23 protein-coding genes, 2 pseudogenes and 2 riboswitches are annotated in these 23,732 nt (G+C 43.9%); of the genes and pseudogenes, 18 read left to right on the top strand and 7 right to left on the bottom strand.

Annotated features, from left to right (window positions below):
- From CVN76_RS24170 to CVN76_RS24160, 3 genes are all read left to right on the top strand, one after another.
- Positions 1–119, top strand: a 119-nt coding sequence (locus CVN76_RS24170; RefSeq protein WP_100533347.1) for a YozD family protein, incomplete at its 5' end; no start/stop codon positions are given.
- A 239-nt stretch (positions 120–358) separates the two neighbouring features.
- Positions 359–1,063: a purine-nucleoside phosphorylase gene (gene deoD, locus CVN76_RS24165; RefSeq protein ID WP_061140446.1), complete on the top strand. Its 705-nt coding sequence runs from the start codon at positions 359–361 to the stop codon at positions 1,061–1,063.
- A 209-nt stretch (positions 1,064–1,272) separates the two neighbouring features.
- On the top strand, positions 1,273–2,787 hold the full coding sequence (locus tag CVN76_RS24160; RefSeq protein WP_232732453.1) for a S41 family peptidase: 1,515 nt from the start codon (positions 1,273–1,275) through the stop codon (positions 2,785–2,787).
- A gap of 338 nt (positions 2,788–3,125) precedes the next feature.
- Here the strand turns inward: CVN76_RS24160 and CVN76_RS31225 are convergent, their stop codons facing one another.
- Positions 3,126–3,452, bottom strand: coding sequence for a hypothetical protein (locus CVN76_RS31225; RefSeq protein WP_157805781.1), 327 nt, complete (start codon positions 3,450–3,452; stop codon positions 3,126–3,128).
- A 52-nt stretch (positions 3,453–3,504) separates the two neighbouring features.
- Between CVN76_RS31225 and CVN76_RS24145 the strand changes: the two genes are divergently transcribed.
- On the top strand, positions 3,505–4,392 hold the full coding sequence (locus CVN76_RS24145) for an LCP family protein (RefSeq protein ID WP_100533344.1): 888 nt from the start codon (positions 3,505–3,507) through the stop codon (positions 4,390–4,392).
- Between the two features lie 153 nt (positions 4,393–4,545).
- On the opposite strand, the gene mtnA is transcribed toward CVN76_RS24145, so the two are convergent.
- The 3 genes and pseudogenes from mtnA to CVN76_RS24130 all read right to left on the bottom strand — a co-directional run bounded on the left by mtnA (position 4,546) and on the right by CVN76_RS24130 (position 7,899).
- On the bottom strand, positions 4,546–5,592 hold the full coding sequence (mtnA, locus tag CVN76_RS24140) for an S-methyl-5-thioribose-1-phosphate isomerase (RefSeq protein ID WP_232732452.1): 1,047 nt from the start codon (positions 5,590–5,592) through the stop codon (positions 4,546–4,548).
- A gap of 14 nt (positions 5,593–5,606) precedes the next feature.
- Positions 5,607–6,806 (bottom strand): S-methyl-5-thioribose kinase, encoded by a 1,200-nt coding sequence (mtnK, locus tag CVN76_RS24135; RefSeq protein ID WP_100533342.1) that lies wholly within the window; start codon positions 6,804–6,806, stop codon positions 5,607–5,609.
- 77 nt (positions 6,807–6,883) lie between these two features.
- Positions 6,884–7,038: riboswitch (SAM riboswitch) on the bottom strand.
- Positions 7,039–7,110: 72 nt separating this feature from the next.
- Positions 7,111–7,899 (bottom strand): annotated as a pseudogene (locus tag CVN76_RS24130) (carbon-nitrogen family hydrolase).
- A 97-nt stretch (positions 7,900–7,996) separates the two neighbouring features.
- Here CVN76_RS24130 and CVN76_RS24125 point away from each other — a divergent pair.
- The 7 genes and pseudogenes from CVN76_RS24125 to CVN76_RS31500 form a co-directional block, all read left to right on the top strand.
- Entirely contained in the window at positions 7,997–9,169 is a 1,173-nt protein-coding gene (locus CVN76_RS24125; RefSeq protein WP_100533341.1) for a pyridoxal phosphate-dependent aminotransferase, read from the top strand.
- 103 nt (positions 9,170–9,272) lie between these two features.
- Positions 9,273–9,425, top strand: a riboswitch (SAM riboswitch).
- Between the two features lie 105 nt (positions 9,426–9,530).
- Positions 9,531–10,763: a 2,3-diketo-5-methylthiopentyl-1-phosphate enolase gene (gene mtnW / locus CVN76_RS24120; RefSeq protein WP_100533340.1), complete on the top strand. Its 1,233-nt coding sequence runs from the start codon at positions 9,531–9,533 to the stop codon at positions 10,761–10,763.
- 6 nt (positions 10,764–10,769) lie between these two features.
- A complete protein-coding gene (locus tag CVN76_RS24115) occupies positions 10,770–11,429 on the top strand; it encodes a 2-hydroxy-3-keto-5-methylthiopentenyl-1-phosphate phosphatase (protein WP_100533339.1) in 660 nt (219 codons plus the stop codon).
- Complete coding sequence (locus tag CVN76_RS24110) at positions 11,426–12,055, top strand: methylthioribulose 1-phosphate dehydratase (protein WP_100533338.1); 630 nt, start codon at positions 11,426–11,428, stop codon at positions 12,053–12,055. Before CVN76_RS24115 ends, CVN76_RS24110 begins: the two co-directional genes overlap by 4 nt.
- Positions 12,056–12,079: 24 nt before the next feature.
- Positions 12,080–12,613 carry a cupin domain-containing protein gene (locus tag CVN76_RS24105; RefSeq protein WP_100533337.1) on the top strand — a complete coding sequence of 178 codons (534 nt, stop codon included), beginning with the start codon at positions 12,080–12,082 and terminating at the stop codon, positions 12,611–12,613.
- 123 nt (positions 12,614–12,736) lie between these two features.
- Positions 12,737–13,663 carry a CobW family GTP-binding protein gene (locus CVN76_RS24100; protein WP_100533336.1) on the top strand — a complete coding sequence of 309 codons (927 nt, stop codon included), beginning with the start codon at positions 12,737–12,739 and terminating at the stop codon, positions 13,661–13,663.
- A 65-nt stretch (positions 13,664–13,728) separates the two neighbouring features.
- A pseudogene (locus CVN76_RS31500) lies at positions 13,729–13,890 on the top strand (hypothetical protein); the annotation flags it as partial.
- Positions 13,891–13,935: 45 nt separating this feature from the next.
- Here the strand turns inward: CVN76_RS31500 and CVN76_RS31495 are convergent.
- Positions 13,936–14,178 (bottom strand): DNA alkylation repair protein, encoded by a 243-nt coding sequence (locus CVN76_RS31495; protein ID WP_081092267.1) that lies wholly within the window; start codon positions 14,176–14,178, stop codon positions 13,936–13,938.
- Between the two features lie 109 nt (positions 14,179–14,287).
- Here CVN76_RS31495 and CVN76_RS24090 point away from each other — a divergent pair, with 109 nt between their 5' ends.
- From CVN76_RS24090 to CVN76_RS24060, 6 genes are all read left to right on the top strand, one after another.
- Entirely contained in the window at positions 14,288–14,554 is a 267-nt protein-coding gene (locus CVN76_RS24090) for a hypothetical protein (protein WP_100533335.1), read from the top strand.
- Positions 14,555–14,665: 111 nt separating this feature from the next.
- Positions 14,666–15,628 (top strand): YncE family protein, encoded by a 963-nt coding sequence (locus CVN76_RS24085; RefSeq protein ID WP_100533334.1) that lies wholly within the window; start codon positions 14,666–14,668, stop codon positions 15,626–15,628.
- Between the two features lie 5 nt (positions 15,629–15,633).
- Positions 15,634–16,320 carry a response regulator transcription factor gene (locus CVN76_RS24080; protein ID WP_100533333.1) on the top strand — a complete coding sequence of 229 codons (687 nt, stop codon included), beginning with the start codon at positions 15,634–15,636 and terminating at the stop codon, positions 16,318–16,320.
- Entirely contained in the window at positions 16,317–17,732 is a 1,416-nt protein-coding gene (locus CVN76_RS24075) for a sensor histidine kinase (protein WP_100533332.1), read from the top strand. Before CVN76_RS24080 ends, CVN76_RS24075 begins: the two co-directional genes overlap by 4 nt.
- Positions 17,733–17,751: 19 nt before the next feature.
- Positions 17,752–18,189, top strand: coding sequence for a FixH family protein (locus CVN76_RS24070; protein WP_100533331.1), 438 nt, complete (start codon positions 17,752–17,754; stop codon positions 18,187–18,189).
- A 672-nt stretch (positions 18,190–18,861) separates the two neighbouring features.
- A complete protein-coding gene (locus CVN76_RS24060; RefSeq protein WP_100533329.1) occupies positions 18,862–19,611 on the top strand; it encodes a CAP domain-containing protein in 750 nt (249 codons plus the stop codon).
- A 140-nt stretch (positions 19,612–19,751) separates the two neighbouring features.
- On the opposite strand, the gene CVN76_RS24055 is transcribed toward CVN76_RS24060, so the two are convergent.
- Entirely contained in the window at positions 19,752–20,162 is a 411-nt protein-coding gene (locus tag CVN76_RS24055; protein ID WP_232732451.1) for an Hsp20/alpha crystallin family protein, read from the bottom strand.
- A gap of 216 nt (positions 20,163–20,378) precedes the next feature.
- Here CVN76_RS24055 and CVN76_RS24050 point away from each other — a divergent pair, with 216 nt between their 5' ends.
- Complete coding sequence (locus tag CVN76_RS24050; protein ID WP_100533328.1) at positions 20,379–21,149, top strand: SDR family oxidoreductase; 771 nt, start codon at positions 20,379–20,381, stop codon at positions 21,147–21,149.
- 37 nt (positions 21,150–21,186) lie between these two features.
- Here the strand turns inward: CVN76_RS24050 and CVN76_RS24045 are convergent, their stop codons facing one another.
- Entirely contained in the window at positions 21,187–22,542 is a 1,356-nt protein-coding gene (locus tag CVN76_RS24045) for an MATE family efflux transporter (protein WP_100533327.1), read from the bottom strand.
- Between the last annotated feature and the right edge of the window lie 1,190 nt (positions 22,543–23,732).

Genomic DNA, 23,732 nt, shown 5'->3' with positions numbered 1-23,732 from the left:
TTCAAGAATTGATCAGAAGGGGCTATCTTCCGACAGAAGCTGAAGTTGAAGATCTTGCTGACATCACATTCGAATATCTTCTAGAGAAATGCATAATTGATGAAGAAGTCGATGAGTAGACTGTCATTAGACGGTCAGCAGCTTCCTTTCCCTTAATTAATAAACTTTCTAAAGACGGCGGACATCCGCCGTTTTGTTTGCAGTGAATGAGCTGGATTCGACAAGCCTTGATCCTGTTTGGAAGTCTCTTTAACTTTTCAGGCAATTGAATAAGGTTCAATTTTCCTAACTTGTGGTTGATATGGTATAGTAGTTTTTGAATATGATTTCAACCACAAGTTAAGGAGGACATAGTTAAATGAGCGTACATATTGGTGCAAAAGAAAATGAAATTGCAGAAACGGTCTTACTTCCTGGGGACCCATTGCGTGCAAAATACATTGCTGAAACATTTTTAGAGGAAGCCAAGCTTTACAATGAAGTACGCAACATGTTTGGATATACAGGTACTTATAAAGGAAAACGCATTTCTGTCCAAGGTACTGGTATGGGAGTTCCGTCGATTTCCATTTATGTAAACGAATTGATGAATAGCTACAATGTCCAGAAGCTGATTCGCGTAGGCACTGCCGGGGCCATCCAAAAAGATGTAAAAGTCAGGGATGTTATTCTTGCAATGAGCGCTTCAACCGACTCGCAAATGAACCGTATGACGTTTGGCGGAGTCGACTTTGCCCCGACGGCTGATTTTGATTTGTTAAGGAAGGCATATGAAGCAGGAACGGCAAAAGGCTTGGAATTGAAGGTTGGCAATGTGTTTACGGCCGATCAATTTTATAATGATAATAGTGATTTGGAAAAATGGGCAAAATACCAAATATTAGCGATAGAAATGGAGTCAGCTGCCTTATATACCCTTGCAGCTAAGTTTGGGCGTCAAGCTTTATCGGTATTGACCATTTCCGACCATATCTTAACTGGCGAGGAAACGTCGTCTGAAGAACGTCAGTCAACATTTAACGAGATGGTCGAGGTGGCCCTGGAAGCAGCTATACAAGACTGATAATTGAGTATGAAGGTCCCCCGGCAGGTGGCCAGGAATAAATGTTGCCGTATATATGTGCTGGCTTTGCTATGGTCGCGTTTATTCCTTGCTACCCGCATGAAAGGATATCCCCTGCCTGTACATCGGAGGGACATAAGATAATACATAAAATTTAAATTGTTATTTTTGATAACTATTATTTTTCGATTGGCTTCAAAGCTGATAAAATGGAAACAAATCGTTTTATATTTGTCATGATGAATGAAAGTGGTGAGGCATCAGTGGAAGAAGAAAATCAAGAACAGCCTAAAGAGGCAGGGAAATTCATTAAAATAAAGAAGTTTACGTTCATTATGGGGATTTTCTTACTCATATTTCTAACCGCAGGGATTACGACCATAGCCCTGACTTTTGGAGATGAAAAAGTCGAATCCTTGGCTCCGGATAAACATTCGGAATTCGAAAAGCTGTTTTCTACATACGATACGATAAAGGATAATTACTATAAGGACATTGATGAAGACAAGCTTGTTGATGGTGCCATCAATGGCATGATTAAATCCCTGGATGATCCATACTCTGCTTATATGGATGAAAAGGAAGCTTCTAGTTTTCATGAAAGCATCTCATCATCCTTTGAAGGTATCGGTGCCGAAATACAAGAGCAGGATGGTCACATAATGGTCGTCTCACCGATAAAAGGATCTCCAGCAGAAAAAGCGGGGATAAAACCGAATGATATCGTCATGAGTGTCGATGGCAAGAGCGTAAAAGGGCTTAGCTCTTCTGAAGCTGTCCTGAAAATCAGGGGCGAAAAGGGAACGAAAGTGAATTTGACCATCTCAAGAGCAGGTGAGTCGGACCCAATCGAATTCACGATTAAACGTGACACGATCCCGATCGAAACCGTTTATGCTGAAATGCTTGACGATGGTGTCGCGAAAATCCAAGTGACCAGCTTTTCCGAACATACGGTGGAAGAGCTGAAATCTTCACTTAAAGAAATGTCCAAGAAGGATATGAAGGGTGTAGTGCTGGATTTACGAGGAAACCCAGGAGGCCTGCTTGACCAAGCGATTGATATGGCAAGCCTGTTCATACCGAATGGGGAAGTGGTCCTCCAAGTTGAGAATCGAAGCGGTAAAAAAGAAGTATATAAATCAAATAATGATGGTACGTTGAAGAAGGTCCCGGTAGTCGTGTTGATTGATGATGGCAGTGCGAGCGCATCGGAAATCGTCGCAGCAGCCGTCCGTGAATCTGCCGACATTCCTTTGGTCGGGGTTAAATCGTTTGGGAAAGGAACCGTGCAGACCGCGGAAGACTTTGATGATGGTTCAAACTTCAAATACACGGCAGCTAAATGGCTGACTCCTGAGGGCAATTGGATTCATAAAAAAGGAATCAAGCCGGATATTGAGGTGAAGCTCCCTGATTATGCGAGCCTTCCGTACATTTCGCCGGATAAGGAATTGAAAGAATCGGATTCCTCCAGTGAAGTGAAGGCAGCAGAAAAGATGCTGAAGGAAGCGGGACATGATCCAGGTAAGATAGACGGATTCTTTGATGAAGAAACCGCGAATGCGGTCAAAGCATTCCAAAGGGATCAAAAAATCAAAGAAACTGGGATCATTAAAGATGATACAACCGTGAAATTGATGGAGGTTATCCGGGATAAAATCCTCGAAAACGATACACAATTGAAAAAAGCGGTAGAAGTAGTGAAGAAAGATATCAAGTAAACGATAAGAAGCCTGTCAGTAAAGTGTCTCCATCAAAGGACATTTTAATAAAAGGGTAACTTGAAAAAGATGCTGTCTGCATTTTGCAGGCAGCATCTTTTTTTTATTTTATAGTCTTGGATTTGCTTCCAGTTTTGGGTGAACTGTACTTGGTCCGTTCCATTGCACTGCAGGTGCTCTCTTTCCGCGGGCGGTCCTTGAGCCTCCTCGGCATTCAGCCTGCGTAGTCTCAAGTAGACGCGCATTTCCCGCAGGAGTCTCGCGCCTTCCGTTCCATTCCACTTTGCGTGAACATGAAGATGGAATCCTGATTGCTTTCAATTTTGGAGGATTGGTACTTAGTCCGTTCCATTGCACTGCAGGCGCTCTCTTTCCGCGGGCGGTCCTTGAGCCTCCTCGGCATTCAGCCTGCGTAGTCTCAAGTAGACGCGCATTTCCCGCAGGAGTCTCGCGCCTTCCGTTCCATTCCACTTTTGCTTGAACATGAAGGTGGAATCCTGATTGCTTTCAATTTTGGAGGATTGGTACTTGGTCCGTTCCATTGCACTGCAGGTGCTCCTTTGAGCCTCCTCGGCTTTCAGCTGAAGTGCAAAGCAACGTTTTACGTATAGGCCCTCCAACTGTGGATAAATAATCGCTGACAGATCTTTTGTAATTGTATGCATAATAATCCATTTAAAGGTAAAAATAGAATTAATTTTCCGATGAGGTGAGGTAATGAAAGAGAAGGTATTGTACATATATCTATTGGTCTTGATTTTGGCAGGATGCACCTATGCCCCTTTACCGAAACAAAATGGAAACGCAGGTACGGAAAAAAATTTAACCAATGAAAAGATCCAGGACGGTGAGAAAACATTTCTGTTAATTGGGGTTGATTCCAGGGGAGAGAAAAAATCCCGGTCCGATGCGATCATGCTTGCCAGATACTTTCCTGAACAGGGGAAGCTGAAGCTGGCTTCTATCATGCGTGACAGTTATGTTAAAATCCCCGGCGTTCATCCTCAATACAATAAGATAAATGCTGCTTATTATTATGGGGGAAAGGAATTGCTTAAGAAAACCATCCATGATAGCTTTGGTGTCAAAGTCGATCATGTAGCTGTAATAGATTTTCAGGGATTTGTGAAGATGGTGGACTTGCTTGCCCCTGATGGGGTGGTGGTCGACGTCGATCAAACAATCATTGATGACATGAGCATCCAAGCAAGCACTGGTAAAAATGTGTTACATGGTGAGGAAATATTGAAATATGTCCGCTTTAGGCATGACGATGAAAGTGATTTTGGAAGGGTGGACAGACAGCAAGATGTGCTGCTTCAATTAAAAAACGGATTCATCAACCAAATCTCTTCCTTTGAAGGAGTGGTAGCCCTTCCTGACATAATTGAACAAGGCCTCTCCTATTTGGATACTGATATAGGTCTGAAAACGATATTGGAAATGGGACCGAAGGCCGTCATTCATGCACCGGAAACCGTCGAAACGTTGAGGATTCCTGTCGAAGGAAGCTTTAAAGATGCAGAATATCCCGAGATTGGGGCGGTGTTGGAAATGGATGAGACGAAAAATAAGCGGGCGCTTCAAAAGTTCTTTTCAAAGTAGGCAGGGGCATGCCCTTTTCGTAGCGAAAACCACAAACTGGTTTTGTTATTTTATAAAAGACCTCGTAAGAATAAATGAAAAAGCTATTTAATAAACGAGCATGGATTTGAATCCACGCTCGTTTTTTTAGTCACCACTCGAATGAAAGAACCGTCACTTCACGAAATTCGGGATGTTATTGGAAAAGTCCGGTTGAATGATCCCGTTCTCGGTGATGATGCTAGTGATGAAATGATTGGGCGTTACATCAAAGGCTGGATTGAATGTGTTGACGTTTTCCGGTGCGAACCTGATTCCTTGAATGGAGGTGATTTCGGCTCCATCTCGTTCTTCAATCGGGATGGACGCACCCGATTCAAGAGAAAGGTCGAACGTGCTTGATGGAGCGGCCACATAAAAAGGGATCCCGAAATGCTTGGCTAAGATGGCTAAGCCCAAAGTGCCTATTTTATTGGCTGTATCCCCATTTGCCGCAATCCGATCGGCCCCTACTATAATGGCATTGATTCGTTTTTGATGTATCGTATGCGCAGCCATATTATCAGAGATTAAGGTGACGTCAACACCTGCTTGCATCAGTTCCCAAGCGGTCAATCGCGCACCCTGCAGAACAGGTCTGGTTTCACAGGCGTACACTTTCAGCGGGAAATTCCGCTCTTTAGCTAGATGAAAAGGGGCCAGTGCCGTGCCATAACGGGCTGTGGCAATTCCACCCGCGTTGCAATGCGTCAATACGGAATCTCCTTTTGCGAATAACGATAAGCCATGCTCCCCGATTTTCCTGCACATTTCTTCATCTTCTGCAAAGATGGCTTTAGCCTCGAAAACAAGTGCTTCCTTGGCAGCAGAAATGCTTTGGGCCTCCATCAATTTATTCTTCATTCTCTTTAATGCCCAAAAAAGATTGACGGCAGTAGGCCTGGAAGAGGCGAGCCTTTCGATATGTTTCGTTACATTTTTTTTGAAATCCGCTAAATTCGTTGCAGCTTCCTGCTGGGCACCAAGTGCCACCCCGAATGCTGCTGTCAGTCCGATCGCTGGTGCACCGCGCACCTTTAATGTAAGGATGCTGTCATATACATCCTCAACCGAATGAAGTTTAATGAATTCAGTGATGGCAGGAAGGGCTTGTTGATTTAATAATGTGATATGGGTATTGTCCCATTGTACCGAATATGGTAAAGGTGCTATCGTCGTCACGTGCAGGTCTCCTTTTAGAGGGAAGATGAAGTCAGCGTTTGTTGCTTTATCCATTCGATGACCGCTGGAACATCCAATTCTTCCCGTTTTTTTATCAATAAAGCACCAAGCTTCAACGTGGCCGTTTTGGCCGCGATTTTCGTTTCTTTATCTTCCATGACATTTAAATCTGCGACATGAGAGAGGCCGATCGTTCTTCGAATCAATTCACATCCGGCAAAACCGAATGCATCCCGTTTGAATTTAGTCAGTAAATAAGGGAGATAGCCAGTCACATGGCGGAACGGACTTTTATTGTGGGTGTTCCATAGTTCCGCATAATTTTTTTCAAATGACCGCCAAAATTCATCGAGTTGTCTGAATATCTCTTCTTTTCCTGCTCCATTCCGAGTGACCGCCTGAAAGAGGAGATTGGCGGTGTATTGTCCAAGGTCAAAACCGACTGGTCCATAAAAAGCGAATTCAGGGTCGATAACTTTTGTTTCGGTTTCACTTGCAAATATACTTCCTGTATGTAAATCTCCATGCAGCAAGGCTTCCTGCTCGGTTTCGAAGCTTTGTTTCAGCTTAGCCACTTCTAAAATCACATCTTGATCATGCCAAATCCGTTTGGCGGCATCCGTTAATTCAACTTCGAAATCTCCAGGCAGCTCCTCGAAAAAAGGATCGGTGAAAATAAAGACCTCCGTGATTTTACAGAGCTCCGGATTCGTGAATTGCCGTGCCACTTCTTTTTTTGCGGAGGGCTCCAAATGATAATCGGAAGTGTAAAATGAAGTCTTCGCAACATATTCACCAATATGCTGCGAAAGCAATGGGAACGAATCGCCCGCAATCAATCCGCTTCTAGCAATTTTCAAGTGTGACAAGTCTTCCATGACCGTGATGGCTAGCTGCTCATCCGAATAATAGACTTGTGGTACGAATTCGGGACAATAGCTCCGGAAATGAATAAGGGCATTCGCTTCAATGGCAGCCCTTTTCAACGTCAGCGGCCAGCTTTCGCCAAGCACTTTGGCATAAGGGACCGCTTGCTTGATGATTATCCCTTTATTTGTGGCCGTGTCTGTAATATGGAACACATAATTCAAGTTACCATCACCAATTTCTTTACAGCTTAAATTCGCATCGGCATCTACCAACCCTAATTTTTTTGCAAGGATAATGGCCGTTGCGTTAGTCAATCTTGTAAAATTCGAATGGTTTTGAGTCATTTCTTTCCCCTCCACATTAAAAATAAGAATAAAAAAGCCTCTTTCCATAGAAAGAGGCAGAAGTATTAGCTTCGGACCTCTCATCTCCCAGAAAAGTGTTTTCTGGTGGAATTGGCACCGTGCTCTGCGGATTTTGCAATCCGGCGGTGTATCCGCCCCATTTCACAATGGTATTACAGTCGGTTGCTGGGCTTCATAGGGCCTTAATCCCTCAGCCTGCTCTTGATAAGAGTTTATATGTTTTCTGAAATTTTAATCTTCGGGAAAATAATATCAATCTTTTAAATAGTTTGTCAATGGCAAATTAATAATAATCAAGACGGCGATCTTCGAATACCGGCATTTTGTGGCGAGCGTTTGATACTTCGGTGAGGTCCAAGGTGCCTGTCAGTAGTTCGCTTTCCTCTCCTGCTTCACTTATGATATGCCCCCAAAGATCAATGTTCATGGAGTGACCGGCAAATACCTTATGGACAGCCGATCCTGAACGGTTCACGGCTACAACATAGGACTGGTTTTCGGTGGCAGGCAAGGCTGATCATTAAGGCTCTCCAGTGATCGAGTCTAGGCTTCGGCCATTCTGCGGTTACGAACAGAACTTCTGCCCCTCGAGCGGAGTGGGCACGCTGCCGCTCTGGAAAGCGGATGTCATGACAAATGAAACCGGCACATATTTTGTCATCAAGGGTAAATAAACCATCCTTTTCGCCTGGCTGCAAGAAATGATGTTCATCCATTAACTGAAACAAGTGAAGCTTATCGTACTCTTTAATGAGTTTCCCGTTCTTATCGATGATGACCATCGTGTTAAAGATCCTTTTGTGTTTTTTTTTTTTTGCGATGGAGCCGCCTATGATATGGATTTGGTGCTTCAGCGCCAAGTTCCTGAAAAATTCAATCGTCTTTTCTGCCTCTTCATCACCAATCTCATTCAATCTGGTCAAGTCATAGCCTGTAGCCCATAACTCTGGTAAAATAACCATATCTGCGTCTGCGTGCACGGCTTTTTCCAGCATTGTTCGGCCAGCTGATAATTGGGATCAGGCTGTCCGAATGCTATATCCATCTGGATGCAAGCCATCTTCCATTTCATTATGAAAACCTCCACAGGTAAAAATGCTTTACAAGATTATGATAAACATATATCATTTGTGACTAGAATTTCAAGAAATTTCAGAGAAGGTGAATAAATGTTGCAATTCGAAAAATCGAAACAGCTTCAACAACTTCCCAAGCAGTTTTTTGCTTCATTGGTCGCAAAGGTCAATGCAATTACTGCGCAAGGGCATGATGTCATTAACTTGGGCCAAGGGAATCCCGATCAGCCGACGCCTGTGCATATCGTGAAAAGTTTACAGGCTGCAGCTGAAAAAACGATCAACCATAAATATTCACCGTTCAGGGGACATCAATATTTAAAAGATGCGGCAGCTGCCTTCTACGAACGGGAATACGGCGTAAAGCTTGATCCGAATAGTGAAATAGCCATTCTATTCGGCGGAAAGGCAGGACTCGTCGAATTGCCCCAGTGTTTATTGAATCCAGGCGATACGATCCTCGTTCCAGATCCCGGTTATCCCGATTATCTTTCAGGTGTCGTCCTGGCGAAAGCGGAAATTGAAGGGATGCCGTTGAAGGAGGAAAATGCTTTTCTTCCGGATTACGAAGCTATACATAAAGATGTGCTGGATAAAGCGAAAATGATGTTCTTGAACTATCCGAATAATCCTACAGGTGCATCCGCAACGAAAGAATTCTTTACCGAAACCGTATCATATGCCAAAAAGCATTCAATATGTGTGGTCCATGATTTTGCTTATGGAGCCATAGGCTTCGATGGGAAAAAACCGGTTAGCTTTCTCGAGGCAGAGGGAGCGAAGGATGTTGGGATCGAAATATATACACTTTCGAAAACGTACAATATGGCTGGTTGGAGAGTCGGATTCGCCGTTGGCAACAAAAGTGTCATCGAAGCTCTTGAACTTTTGCAGGACCACCTATATGTGAGCCTTTTCCCGGCGATACAGGAGGCGGCGGCAACTGCTTTGCTTGATTCGCAAGAGTGCGTGGCCGAATTGGTGAAGGTATATGAGGGGCGCAGGAATGTTTTCATTGAGGGATTACGTGCCCTCGGCTGGGAGGTTAAGGCTCCGGAAGCATCGTTTTTTGCCTGGCTTAAAATACCGGCAGGATTCACCTCAGAGAGTTTTGCCGATCATTTACTAACCCACGCCCATGTGGCCGTGGCGGCCGGTAATGGATTCGGTGAATTTGGCGAAGGCTATGTCAGGGTCGGGCTTTTGACCTCCGAGGAACGGCTCGGGGAGGCTGTCGAGCGGATACGCAAGTTAAATCTGTTTTAACCTAAGCGAACTAAAAACTTATTGACAAAGTATGGATTACCTGTCAGAATACAAAATAAATTCTTAATCTTTCGATACTACCACGTACTTATATATCAGCGTTTTCTTATTTTGAGCAGGTGGAGGGACTAGCCCGATGAAGCCCAGCAACCGACCGTAATTCCATTGTAAGATGGGGCGGAATCCTCCGCCGGACTTTCTTCTAGTCCACAGGGCACGGTGCTAATTCTTGCAGCCATTGGCTGGGGGATAAGAAGATGGCTTTTTTAAAGCCTCTTCGTCATGAAGGGGCTTTTGCTATTCCAAGAACGTTCAGGTTTATGACTTCGTGAGTTTACTAACGTGTTATAGGAGTGATCAAATGAGCGAAATAATCGCCACTTATTTAATTCATGATTTTCATGGGAATCACGAGAAAAAAGCAGAAGGCATTGCCTTGGGCCTGACTGTAGGGACATGGACGGACCTGCCCCAGTTGGTCCAAAAGCAACTGGAAAAACATAAGGGGCGCGTCGTCTCCGTTTCGCCGCTTGCGGAAGAAGAGAGGGCAAACCGTTATTTTGATCGTAAGGTGTACCGCGCGATCATTAAAATCGCTTATCCGGCAGCGAATTTCTCCAATGATTTGCCAGCCATTTTGACGACGGTCTTCGGAAAACTGTCCTTGGACGGTGCAATTAAACTGATAGACCTTGATTTTGTCGGAGATATCCAGAAAGCATTCCCAGGTCCCAGATTCGGCATTGCCGGCATAAGGGAGAAGATTGAAGTTCATGACCGGCCACTTGTCATGAGCATTTTCAAAGGAGTATTAGGACGTGACCTAACGTTCCATAATGAGCAGCTGAAGCAGCAAGCGTTGGGTGGTGTCGACCTTGTTAAAGATGATGAAATCCTTTTTGATCAGGTACAGACGCCATTTATTGAAAGAATTAAGACCGGCAAGAAAATATTAAACGAAGTCTATGAACATACTGGACACCGGACCTTATATGCCGTCAATCTATCAGGTAAAACATTTGAATTATTGGATAAGGCAAAGCAAGCGGCAGAAGCGGGCGCAGACGCTTTATTGTTCAACGTCCATACATATGGTTTGGATGTATTGCAAGCCCTGAGTGAACATGATCAAATCAAGCTGCCGATCATGGCCCATCCGGCATTTAGCGGCGCGTTGGGCTCTTCCTCCCATTATGGGATCGGCTATCCTTTACTGCTTGGTAAATTAGTCAGGCTATCGGGTGCGGATTTATCATTATTCCCATCCCCGTATGGAAATGTCGCACTTGAAAAAGAGGAGACATTGGCAATTGCCCGTGCACTGACGAAAGACGAACCTTCCTGGAATAAAGCATTTCCTGTTCCTTCAGCAGGCATCCATCCAGGGATGGTACCCGACTTGATCAAGGATTTTGGACTGGACAGTGTCATCAATGCCGGAGGAGGAATCCACGGACACCCTGACGGAGCAAAGGGCGGGGCCGAGGCCTTCCGTTCTGCTGTGGAAGCCGTCCTTGAAGGAAAAGGCCTATCTGAGGCTGCGGCAAATGAAGAAGCACTAAAAAAAGCGCTTGTCCTGTGGGGAGGACTGTAAAGGATCATGAAACCGATCATCTTTTGTGATTTTGACGGAACGATAACCAACACAGATAATATCATTTCCATCATGAAAAAATTCGCTCCCCCGGAATGGGAAAAGTTGAAGGATGACGTTCTTCAGCAAAAAATCAGCATATCTTCTGGGGTGGGGAAAATGTTTTCCCTGCTTGATAGTGGCCTGAAGGCCGATATCATCCAATTTGTGAAGGAGACAGCGAACGTTCGGCAGGGGTTCCGTGATTTCGTAAAGTATACGGAACAAGCCGGGATTCCTTTATACATCGTAAGCGGGGGCATGGATTTTTTCATTGCCCCGCTATTAGAGGACATATTGCCCACTGACGCGGTTTTTTGTAATAATGCCCACTTTGATAAGAAAAAGATTTATATTGAGTGGCCGCATGCTTGTGATGACCAATGTGATAATGAGTGCGGCTGCTGTAAGCCTACGATTATGAGGCAAATGGCAGGTGAGGATGACTATATTTATGTAATTGGTGATTCCGTGACTGATTTTGAAGCGGCTAAACAGGCGGATCTTGTCATAGCCCGTGATATATTGCTTGAGAAATGCGTAAATGAAGGATTGCCGCATCAGGGTTTTGAAACGTTTTATGATGTATTGGACATTTTAAAGCAGCGTGAGGAGGTAAGAGCATGAACAACGGTACGAAGGAGTGGCTGGAGCTGGCGGAAATTAAAGCAGAACTGGCGGAACGGGATTGGTTCATGGGAACAAGCGGAAACCTTTCCATCCGCGAGCCCGATAGTCGAAGCTTTTATATTACAGCCAGCGGTAAGGATAAGCGAAAGCAATCGGATTCGGACTTTATCTTGGTGGATCTGAAAGGAAACCCCGTCGAGGAGACGGAGCTAAGGCCCTCGGCCGAAACTCTACTCCATACCGCCATTTACGAAAAAACCAAAGCGAATTGCGTACTCCATGTCCACACAGTGGAAAATAATGTAGTCTCCGAATTGTATGGGGATGAAGGTTCCGTAACTTTTCGGAATCATGAGATCATTAAAGCAACAGGAAGATGGGATGAAGATTCGGAATTCAGGATTCCAATCATCTATAACTATGCGGACATTCCGTTGTTAGCCGAAAAGTTCAACCTGCATGTCCAAGACGATTGCGGTGCCGTGCTCATCCGCAATCATGGTATCACGGTTTGGGGCAAAAGCGGCCTCGAAGCAAAAAAGATACTGGAAGCCTGCGAATTTTTATTTCAATATCAACTGCTGCTAAATTCTCAACGGACACTTACTGCTTCTTTAACATAACACTCAATCGAGGAGGAATGAAGGATGGCGACAATTAGATTGCATGAAACGAATGAAGTTATTGAAAACGGTGAACAGGTAAAAGCCTTTTTGGAAACACAAGGGGTGATTTATGAGCAGTGGGATATTTCGAAATTACCGTCACACCTAGTAGAAAAATACGATTTAACGGATGCTGATAAGGAAGAAATCCTATCAGCGTTCCAAACGGAGATAACGGAGATTTCCGAAAGAAGAGGGTACAAAGCCCATGATATCATCACCTTATCCGATACAACCCCGAACTTGGATCAATTGCTTGAAAACTTCAAGCACGAACATCACCATGAAGATGATGAAGTCCGTTTCATTGCCGGCGGAACGAGTATCTTTGCCATTGAAGGAACGGATGATCGGTGGTTTGATGTACGTCTTAAACCAGGAGACCTAATTAGCGTACCAGAATCAACAAGACATTATTTCACCTTGGCAGAAGATAGGAAAACTGTTGCTGTCCGTATTTTCGTAACAAAGGCAGGATGGGTGCCAATTTACGATAAAGACGAAGTTCAAGCATGAGCAATGATTGGAAAACCAGCTTACGGGCTGGTTTTTTTAGTTGGTTCCGCAAGTGCTTATACAGGATAAGTATGATAAAATTTAACGGAAGCAAATATAATCGGATCATGGGAGCAGATTTGAATGAAAACAACTGAAGTATACATATTAGGCGGATTTCTCGGCAGCGGGAAAACGACGCTTCTGCGAAATATATTAAAACAGGAAAGTGAAGCGGGCAGGAAAGTGGCCGTGCTTTTAAATGAGCTCGGCAGCATCTCGGTCGACAGCGGCCTCATTGGTGATGATGTGCCTTTGAAGGAGCTGTTTGATGGATGTATCTGCTGCACCATTCAGGATAAGCTGGAGGTCCAGCTTCATGAGCTGCTCACAGAAAACGATTTGGATGCCGTTTATATTGAAACGACTGGTGCGGCGCATCCGGTAGAAGTTCTGGATGGCATCATGTCACCCCTTTTCGCTAAAAGGCTTGAGTATAAAGGAATTATTACGGTTGTCGATTTATTGAGGTGGCGCGATAGGGAGGAGTTGTCTCCGCAGCTGCGCCAGTTGCTTGCAGAGCAAATCCATCATGCCGATTTCATTTTGCTGAATAAAGCGGACCTGGTGAGTGAGATGGAGGCGGCGCAGCTGATTTATTCGATACAAGCCTTGAATATGGGTGCGGTCTGTTTATTGACCGAATATGCTGCCGTTTCCTTGAAGTCGTTACAGCAGATGCAAAGAAAACGTAGTGGTGGCCATAAAAAGCTTGATGTCCAGGAACATTTGCATTTATCGGCTGTCGTCCATACTTTTGAAGGCTCCGTGAAACAGACGGATTTCGAAGATTGGCTTAGGTCCCTTCCGGAAACGGTCTATCGCATGAAAGGATACATTTCCTTTACCCATTCACAATACCCCCACTTATTCCAATACTCCTACGGAATGCCGATGTATATGAATGAAATGATGAAAATGCCATTGAACATCGTCATCATCGGGGAAAAGCTTGATAGGGATGTGGTGATCGATCAGCTGAAGGCTTTGGAAGCAAAAGCAAGACCATAAACGTTTACCGCCATTTGAATGAGGGAAATATAAAACCAGACATTCATATCAAGGAGGCGGTATTCATGCCATGGAATAAGAAAGATTATCCAGATTCAATGAAGAATCTGGATAATCAGGTCAGGGAAAAGGCAATAGAAATCGCAAATGCATTGTTGGATGAAGGATATGAGGATGGAAAAGCCATTCCCATTGCCATAGACCGGGCAAAAAAGTCTGTGGGAAATGATTGAAAAAAATGGTCAGGCCCCTTGAAGGGGCTGACCATTTTTTTATTGTTGCAAGCCAAATGCTGCAAAAGTTTTTTCGTCTTCGATTAAACCGCAAGCAGCACATTGCACCCGCACCTCTGGACCATTATAGGCTAGATGGAATGGTTGAAGAGTATCGTTTGAATATTGTTCAACAATCTCTCCGGATTGCGGGTCCTTTTTGATGGGGGTCGGTACTTGCTGAATGAGATTGAAGCGAGATTTATTTGTCCGGCAATTCGGACAGCGGTATACTTGAGACAGTGTACTCACTCCTTTTTGAATTTTTTAATGCATGGTTCTTATTAGTAAAATAGTCTTTACAAACTTGACAGGTAATATGTATAAATTAGTAAGGGATGGAAGGGATAATATGAAAGAAGCAGGTAAAAAGGAAGCATTATTGGAAGCATATCTAAGTATTTGGAATAATCGCAAGGTGACGGATGAAGGGGGAGCGGACCTTCTATCCGAACTCATCCGCCGGGAGCTTTTGGATGAAAATGCTCATCCGCGTGCCCGCAAGCCTCAACCCGAGAAGTTTTACCTTTGCATTAAACGTGTAATGGAATCCCAGCTTTCGGAAGATATGAAAAACGCTATCGTAGTGGTTTATCTTGCTGAGATGGAGAAGCTATGATTCCATGGCCCGAGGGCATGTTAATAAATTTTCTTATCTGGTTCATACTTTTTTCACAAATCATTGTTAAAATTTCCAAATATAGATATTTTACGAATAAGGAGATTACAGATGAAGTGGGGCATTAATCTTTTGCTAGCCGTCTTTTTGCTGACAGGATGTAACGGCAGTCCGGCATACACTAAAATAAACAAAAAGGAAGCGTTCTTGGCCACAGTCAATATCAAGGACACCTCACTGACCTTCATGGATGAAAACTATCATTCCTTTGCCGAATGGGATATTACCGAACCTTTCACGGGAGCCCTGCTTCTGGCAGATAAAGATACGATTCTTCTTTATGGAAAGGAGATGGAGCAAGTCCAAGTATATTCCTTATCAGCAGGAAAGCGGATAAAGAGCTGGAAAACAGGGAAAGGGATCGTCAATATGCAGCTCCTCCATGATGGTAAAAGCATCGCCGCCGTCAACCAATCGGACCACTCGATACACTTTTTGGATGAGGAAGGGGAACAGCAGGATGTCGTAAAGGTAGGCAAAAGTCCCTTGACCGTTTTGCAAGGGGAGAAGGGTAACCGTTTGTATGTAATCAACTTTGGTGATACGAAATGCACTGTGATCAACCTCGCATCGAAAAAGATCGACTTTGAATTTCCTATACATAGCTCAAGCACAGGCACTTTATTAAGGGAAGAAAAGGATGAAATTTGGATAGGCGGCCATGGCGATGGGGACCACGTCGAAGAGGACCTGTACATATATTCGGCTAAAACGGGCCAATTGAAGAAAAAACTGAAGGCGCCCACGATGCCAATAAAGTTCCTGGAGAGTGACGAAGGCATTTATGTCCTGAGCCATGGAACCAGCTCCTTATATAAATTGAATGAGCAATATGAGGAAGTGGGAAGGAAAGTGGTCGGCGTCAATCCTTTTGAAATGACAAGCTTTAAAAAAGACGTGGTTGTGGCGGGATATGATAGTGATGAAATTTATGTGATGGATGCAAAGACAATCGCTGTTAAACAAACGGTCAAAGTTGGCGAAGGTCCATTTCAATTGTTGTTGAGGGAGTAGATGATATGCATGTTTACACCATATTAGTCGTTGATGATGAAGAGGATATGCGGAATTTAGTTGAAATGTATTTACTGAACTCCGGTTATCGATGCCTCCAGGCTGCGAATGGAAATGAAGCCATCGGCATTGTTGAAAAGCAGGATGTCGATTTGATCCTAATGGATATCATGATGCCAGGAACGGACGGTTTCTCCGTTTGTGAAAAAATCAGGGAAAAGTGGGACATCCCATTGATATTTGTCAGTGCTAAAGGTGAGGAATGGGATAAAGTGAAGGGGTTGAAGCTTGGAGGAGACGATTACATCGTTAAGCCCTTCAATCCAGGTGAATTGGTAGCAAGAGTTGAAGCCGTATTACGAAGGACAGGGAAATTGTCCATGAACGAAGGAAATCAAGCCTATGTCCGTTTTGGAAAAATCAGCTTGAACATCCCATCGAGGACGGTTTTGGTGGAGGGATCTCCAATCAACTTAACCTTGAAAGAGTTCGAATTACTTTTATTTCTTATGCGGCATAAAGGTCAGGCACTTAGTCGGGAGCAACTCCTTGAAAACATTTGGGGCGGGGAATATGGGGGATCTTTACGTACGGTCGATACTCATATCAAAACACTGCGGATGAAACTAAGGACGGCCGACTACATCCAAACCGTGTGGGGAATCGGTTATAAAATCGAGGAAAAGAAATGAACAATAAGTGGAAATCGCTCACCTTTAAGCTATGGCTGACCATCATCACTGCCATCATCCTATCCGTACTGTTCGCATACTCCCTTTCACAATATTATTATAAAAACCTTTATGTGGAGAAGCTTAAAACAGATTTGGTCAATGAAGCCTCCTTGCTTGGAAAGGATTATACCGGTGGCGAAATCAATGATGACTTCAAGGAAAAGGTGGAATGGTTCAACAGCAAGAACGAAAGCGAGGTATTTGTCGTCAACAATCCAAGGGAATTGAGTGCTTGTCTGCCTTTTGAAATCAATTATGACACACTCATTTCCGAAGAAGAAAGGCAAATGCTCCTCAATGGAAAAGCGGTCGAAAAAGAAGGATATGAAAAAAGGTTTGGCAAAAACATTGTAGCGGCCATCATTCCTTTGATTGATGACGACCACCGCCTTGAAGGTATCATCTATACATATGTTTCAGTGGATTCCATTACGGACTTGCTGAAGGAGTTTGCTGCGAAGTGGCTCGTGGCGATTCTATTATTCCTGATTATCGCCATTTATTTTACAACCAAATGGTTGAAGAAGCTGGTCAGTCCGATAAAGGAAATCGAGACTGCTGCCCATCGGGTCTCGGAAGGGGACTATGACATCCAGCTCCAGGTAAAGAGTCATGATGAAATTGGCAAGCTGGCGCAAGCGTTTAATGATATGGCCAATTCCATTCATTTGGAGGAAGAAAGAAAAAAAGAGTTCCTTGAAAATGTGGCCCATGAGCTCAGGACGCCGCTAAGTTACGTCAAGGGTTACACGCACGCCATATTGGATGGAGTCGTGAAGAATGAAGAAGAACGGAAATACCTTCAGCTGATTTCACGGGAAGCACTTAGACTGCAGCGGATTGTAGGGGATTTGCTGGATTTATCTAAAGTCGATGGCGACTCATTCCAAATATGCAAAACCCCGATAGCTTTTGCCCAATTCATTGAAGATGTCCTTGCTAAATATGAACCGATTATAAAAGAGAAGCAATTGGCCTTGGAATATGAGCTGGATCCAGATCCAATTATATATGGAGATGAAGGAAGGATGGAGCAAATCCTTCATAATATCATCGATAATGCGATTCAGTATACGAATCATGGCGGATCCATCCATATCACCCTCATTCAGCAGAATGAGGAATGCGAGCTATCGATATCTGATACCGGCACAGGAATTCCAAAAGCAGATCTTCCATATGTGATGAATCGTTTTTATCGGGTGAATAAAGCACGCAGCCGTTTTGATGGAGGATCGGGGCTTGGACTTTCCATCGTTAAAAAAATGGTGGAATGGCAGCATGGCAAAATTGAAATCCAAAGCAAGGAAAAAATCGGGACAAAGGTCAAGATCATACTTCCGACAATAAAAGAAGAGTGGACTTCTTAAAAAAGGGGATAGGTTCAAGATGAAAAAAATCATGTTATTGTGCACGATGTTCATTATGTTGGCCGGCTGTGGAAAGGAAGATGACATTCCACAAATGTTAAATGTCGATTTGGCTGTCGATCCGATCCAAGGCCAAGTGAAGGAGCCTGTGAAGTTCCAGGCTAAGGTGACGTATGGGGATGAAAAGGTGAAGGATGCGGATGATGTCAGTTTTGAAATTTGGTTGGCAAATAGTGATGAACATGACAAAATTGCTGCCAAGCATAAGGGCAACGGCATTTATGAAATCGAAAAGACCTTTGATGAAGAAGGTACCTATTATGTATATGCCCACGTAACGGCAAGAGATATGCACAGCATGCCCAAGGAAGAATTCGTCATTGGCAAACCAAGTCCTCCTGAACAAAATGACGGGAAAAAGGAAATGGACGAGATGAATCAAGAAGACATGAATTGAAACTGCGACTACTGCCGGTAACGCAGGATACAGCCAAAAAGGCTTTGGAATGGTTCCCCATCCGAAGCCTTTTTGTTATTTCATTGAATTGAAAGCACGTAAATCCGTGCTCAACCAGTGCCCCAAAGATGGAAATAGCCTGTTCTTTTCCATGAGTCCTCCAGACAAACCGATTGTGGCGTTGAACAAGATGATTAGGTGAAAGCTTGCCCTTGACTCACGCATAGTCGAATGGAATGGATGATGCGAGTCGATAAGCAACGATCGAAGTCAGTTCGAATCGATTTTTATTTGGAAATATCGGTATTGCCAATATGGGGCCTTAAGAAGCGAAATCGAAAAATTTGTAACATAAAAGTAAAGAAAGTCATAAAATTCAGCTTGGAAATGATATGTCAATTAAAAGTTATTAGTATTCAATGGAAATGGTTCTATGTAACTACCATTGACAAGGAATGTCTGGAAAAATATGAGTATATATACTACTATTCAAAACATAGATAGATTAAGCTTTTTTGCTTGCTTTCTCTGAAATGTGGACAAAAACCCATTCTCGTTCGTAACCGGTAAATTCGATGGAAATTCATGGTGCATATATTACAAAAAATGCATGTTATGATAATTCCAGAAGCAAGAACAACAAAAAAACGAACATCACAGGAGGAAATACGAATGAAAAAGAAAATGATCATGTCAGCAGCAGCGGCTGCAGCAATTATATTCACAGGAGTAGGAGCTAACCAAGCGGAAGCAGCTAACTGTGATACTGTTAAACAAGTAACATATAAAGCAATGAATCAAGAAGATATGCAAAAGGTCCTAAACCAATATCTAGCTAAATATAATATCACTCTACCTGCTGCACAAGTACAAGCACAAGAAAAACCAGTACAAAAACCAGTACAAAAACCAGAACAAAAGCCAGTACAAAAACCAGAACAAAAGCCAGTACAAAAACCAGTTCAAAATGGAACGACTAACCAAGCAAAACCAGAAGCTAAACCAGAAAAACCTACTAATGAAAAAACAGAGACAAACTCTGAATTAAGTGCTTTTGAACAACAAGTCGTTAAATTAACGAATGCAGAGCGTGCAAAACAAGGTTTGGCTGCTCTTAAAGTCGACAAAGAGTTGAGCAAAGTTGCTCGTATCAAGTCTCAAGACATGAAAGATAACAATTACTTTGACCACAATAGCCCAACTTATGGCTCACCATTCGATATGATGAAAAAATTCGGTATCAGCTATTCATCAGCTGGTGAAAACATCGCACAAGGTCAGCAAACACCAGAAGAAGTGGTACAAGCATGGATGAACAGCCAAGGTCACCGTGAAAATATCATGAATTCTAGCTTTACTCACATTGGAGTAGGTTACGTAGAATCTGGTAACTACTGGACTCAACAATTCATCGGAAAATAATAAATCGATAGTTTCACATAAGAGCACATCCCATCGAAATGGGGTGTGCTTTTTTTAGCTTCCATCTATTATTCGAATGGAATGAATGAAGATTGGAGGAAAGCGCAGGAACCGCATCCACTCCTAAGTGTGCTCCTAAATCAAAACTCGGATACATCGATTTCGGAATACTGGGTATGGAAGCTTTTCTGAAGGCGTATTTCTAATGTCGATTCTTTAAATTGGGCGGATGCCCCTTTTTTCTTCACAAGTGCAGGCAGCGTGATGACGTGTCGATCGGAGGCTTCTGGAATCCCCTCGATGATCGATTGATTAGAGGTATGGTAAAGTTTCATTTTCTTTAGCCAAGATTCATCAACGATCGGAATTCTTACAAACACATATAAATGGGTTTCGAATACATCAGCTTGCATGGGATGCTCTGTTCGGGCCGGTGCTTTTTTTGAACCGAGATCATTTTGGTTCATCATGCCTTGCATATTGTCAGGAATGACTTGTGAAAATACTTTTTCGATGAACGATTGTACATCACTTTGCTGCATATTTTTCATGAAGTCCTTTTGATTAGGGTTGTTCTTAAAAGAAAAAAGTGAATTCCAGGGAAACATATCGAATTCCTCTCTCCTGCATATGGACTGACAGGTTTATTTATTGCATTTTATGCAGGCTAAAGCCTAGAGGTTCGTTCAAACAATTACTAAATTATAGAAAATGGGCTAAACTTATGTATAATTAAGTAAAATCCTTTAGATAAAGAGGGATGGCCTGTGGATGAAAAAGTAGCTTTTATTACTGGAGGCGCAACGGGAATCGGCAAAAGGGTGGCATATTCGTTAGCGGAAAAAGGAATGTCTATCGTCATCACGTATCGAAAAAGCAGCAAGGCAGCTCTAGCTTTGGTGGACGAATTACGGAAAAAAGGAGTGAAGGCGCTCGCCATCCAAGGTGATGCCGCAAGTGAGGAAGATTGCCAGCGCATCATGGGTGAGGTGCTTGAGAGCTTTGGCCATGTCGATATCTTCGTTCATAACGCAGGGCCGTATATGCACGACCGTAAACCGATGAATGAATACAGCAGCGATGAATGGAAATATATCATGGATGGTAATTTAAATGGATTTTTCTATTTTGCCAAGGTGCTTATTCCACAAATGCGCAAAATAGGCTGGGGAAGAGTCATTACACTTGGATTTGAACGCTGTGAAACCGCACCGGGATGGATATACCGCTCAGCATTTGCCGCCGCAAAAAGTGGATTGACCTCCTTAACGAGAACATTGGCTGCGGAAGAAGCGGCGTATGGCATAACCGTGAATATGGTCTGTCCTGGCGATATCATCGGTGAATGGAAGGAGCAGGAGATTAAGGTCGCGAAAGAGGAAAAGGATGGTACCGTACCAATCGGCAGACCAGGTACAGGGGAGGATATAGCGAGGGTCATCTCGTTCCTATGTGAGGAAAAATCGGATTTCATCACAGGCAGCATCATACCGGTCACGGGCGGGAAGGATGTCCTTGGGAAAAGATCTTCCGTGTGAAAAAAAGGTGAGGCCGGTAATCCAGCCTCAACCATTTTTACGCCAATTTTTTAAATTTGACTTGCTGGATGAACCTTAAGCGGGCCGCCAGTCCAACCGCTCCCAAAGCCAATCCGGATATTAGGCCGATCCAATATCCATAGGCGCCCATATCCGTATATCGGGCGAAGAAAAAGCCGATCGGAAGCCCGAGAATCCAGTAAGACACAAGCGACATCGCAAATGTGACATTAACATCCTTGTATCCACGCAATATGCCTTGAATCGGTGCCTGGAGGGCATCTGAAATCTGAAAGAAGATGGCATATATTAAAAAATGCGATGTCAGCATCATGACCGCATGATCTCTTGTATAAGCAGAAGCAACAGGTTCCCGGAAGAAAAATAGGATCGCCGATAATACGAGTGACATCATCAAAGCGAGAGTAATGCCGATCATGCTGTATTCCTTGGCATCTTTGTAGCGAGCCGCTCCGATTTCAAAGCCGATGACTATCGTCAATGCCATGGACATGCTGAGCGGCATCATATAAAGCAGGGACGCAAAATTCATGGCAATCTGGTGCGATGCTATTGTCACGGTATCATATTTACTCATCAAGAGGGTAACGGCCGAGAAAATGCTTGTTTCAAAAAAGATGGCCAACCCGATGGGGACCCCGATCGATAATAAGGCGCGCCATTCTTTCAAGGAAACCCTGAAAAATTCACGAAAGATGTCATAAGTGGAAAACGGGCTGATCTTCACCACCACGAGGATCGCAACAAGGGCAATGATCCAATAGGTTATGGCAGTGGCATAACCGGAACCGACACCGCCTAGTTCGGGGAAACCTAGCTTTCCGTAAATGAAAAGATAATTGAATATGACGTTTATCGGGAGTGCACCCAAAGTGATCATCATGGAAATTTTAGTTTGGCCCAACGCATCTATGAAGGCCCTCAATGCGTTATAAACGAATAGGGGAACGATTCCGATAGATAGGGCAATTAAATAATCATGGGCAACCCGATGAACATTATCCTCAAGATTCATGGCATTCAAAATTGGATTTATAGAGAACGCCCCGACGATTAAGATGACCAAGGCCAAAGCAATGGCTAAATAGACCGCCTGCATGACGGAATAGGAAACGGATTTGAATTTCCTGGAACCAATAAGCTGTGAAACGACAGGCGTCAAGGCGATCAATATCCCGCTCAGCCCCGTGTAGACGGGAGTCCAAAGCGAACTGCCGATCGACACGCCGGCAACATCTTGCGTGCTGTACTGCCCAGACATCATCACATCAAAAAATGTCATGGCATACATGCTGAGTTGGGTAATCAGGATGGGAATTAATATATAAAATAACAAGCGGATCTTTTGTGATTTCGTATAAGTCTGATTCATTGATGTACCTCTATATCTAATTTTTAATTGTAAACACAATGAAAAGATTATATCACATAATGGTGTGATGTTTTTAAGTTTATTTGGCAATAAAAAAGACTTGCCGATTAAGGGCAAGTCTCTGAATGTAGACAATTCGATTTTAGTTTTATAAAATCTGACCGTTCCATTCCACTATGCGTGAGAACAAAGAAGAAATTCGATTGCTCCCAGTTTGAAGATTTGTACTATGAACCTTTCATGTCACTGCGAGTGCTCGCTTTCCGCGGGCGGTCCGTGAGCCTCCTCGGCTTTTAGCCTGCGGTGTCTCACGTCGACACGCATTTCCCGCAGGAGTCTCGCACCCTCCGTTCCACTTCACTCTGCGTGAATACGAAACTGGCAGCCTGCTTGCTCCCAGTTTGATGATTTGGATGATGAACCTTTCGTTTCACTGCGAGTGCTCGCTTTCCGCGGGCGGTCCGTGAGCCTCCTCGGCTTTTAGCCTGCGGTGTCTCACCGTCGACACGCATTTCCCGCAGGAGTCTCGCACCCTCCGTTCCACTTCACTCTGCGTGAATACGAAACTGGCAGCCTGCTTGCTCCCAGTTTGATGATTTGGATGATGAACCTTTCGTTTCACTGCGAGTGCTCGCTTTCCGCGGGCGGTCCGTGAGCCTCCTCGGCTTTTAGCCTGCGGTGTCTCACCGTCGACACGCATTTCCCGCAGGAGTCTCGCACCCTCCGTTCCACTTCACTCTGCGTGAATACGAAACTGGCAGCCTGCTTGCTCCCAGTGTGATGATTTGTATGATGAACGTTTCATGTCACTGCGAGTGCTCGCTTTCCGCGGGCGGTCCGTGAGCCTCCTCGTCTTTTAGCCTGCGGTGTCTCGCGTGGACACGCATTTCCTGCAGGAGTTCTGTACCTCTTCAAGAATGACTCGGTAATATCATGACTAGTTTCCCAGTGTGATCTATGCGAAGTAAAAGAGGGAAAAAAGTGAGTACCACTCATTCATATCTCGAATTCGAAAAGCCAAAAGGTTTCGGAATGAGACTTCCGAAGCCTTTTGGCTTACAAGAGCTACGACTTGCCGATTTAGGGCAAGTCTTTTTGTCAGTCGCGCATCGATTCAAATTCGTTCATCGCTTCTACATTTGAGTCTTTTTGGATAATGAAGGCTTGGGAAGGAATGGCGATTTGGACTT

Source organism: Bacillus sp. mrc49, assembly GCF_002803435.1.
The sequence above is the reverse complement of the archived record's forward strand: the minus strand, read 5'-3'. Positions and strand labels throughout refer to the sequence as shown.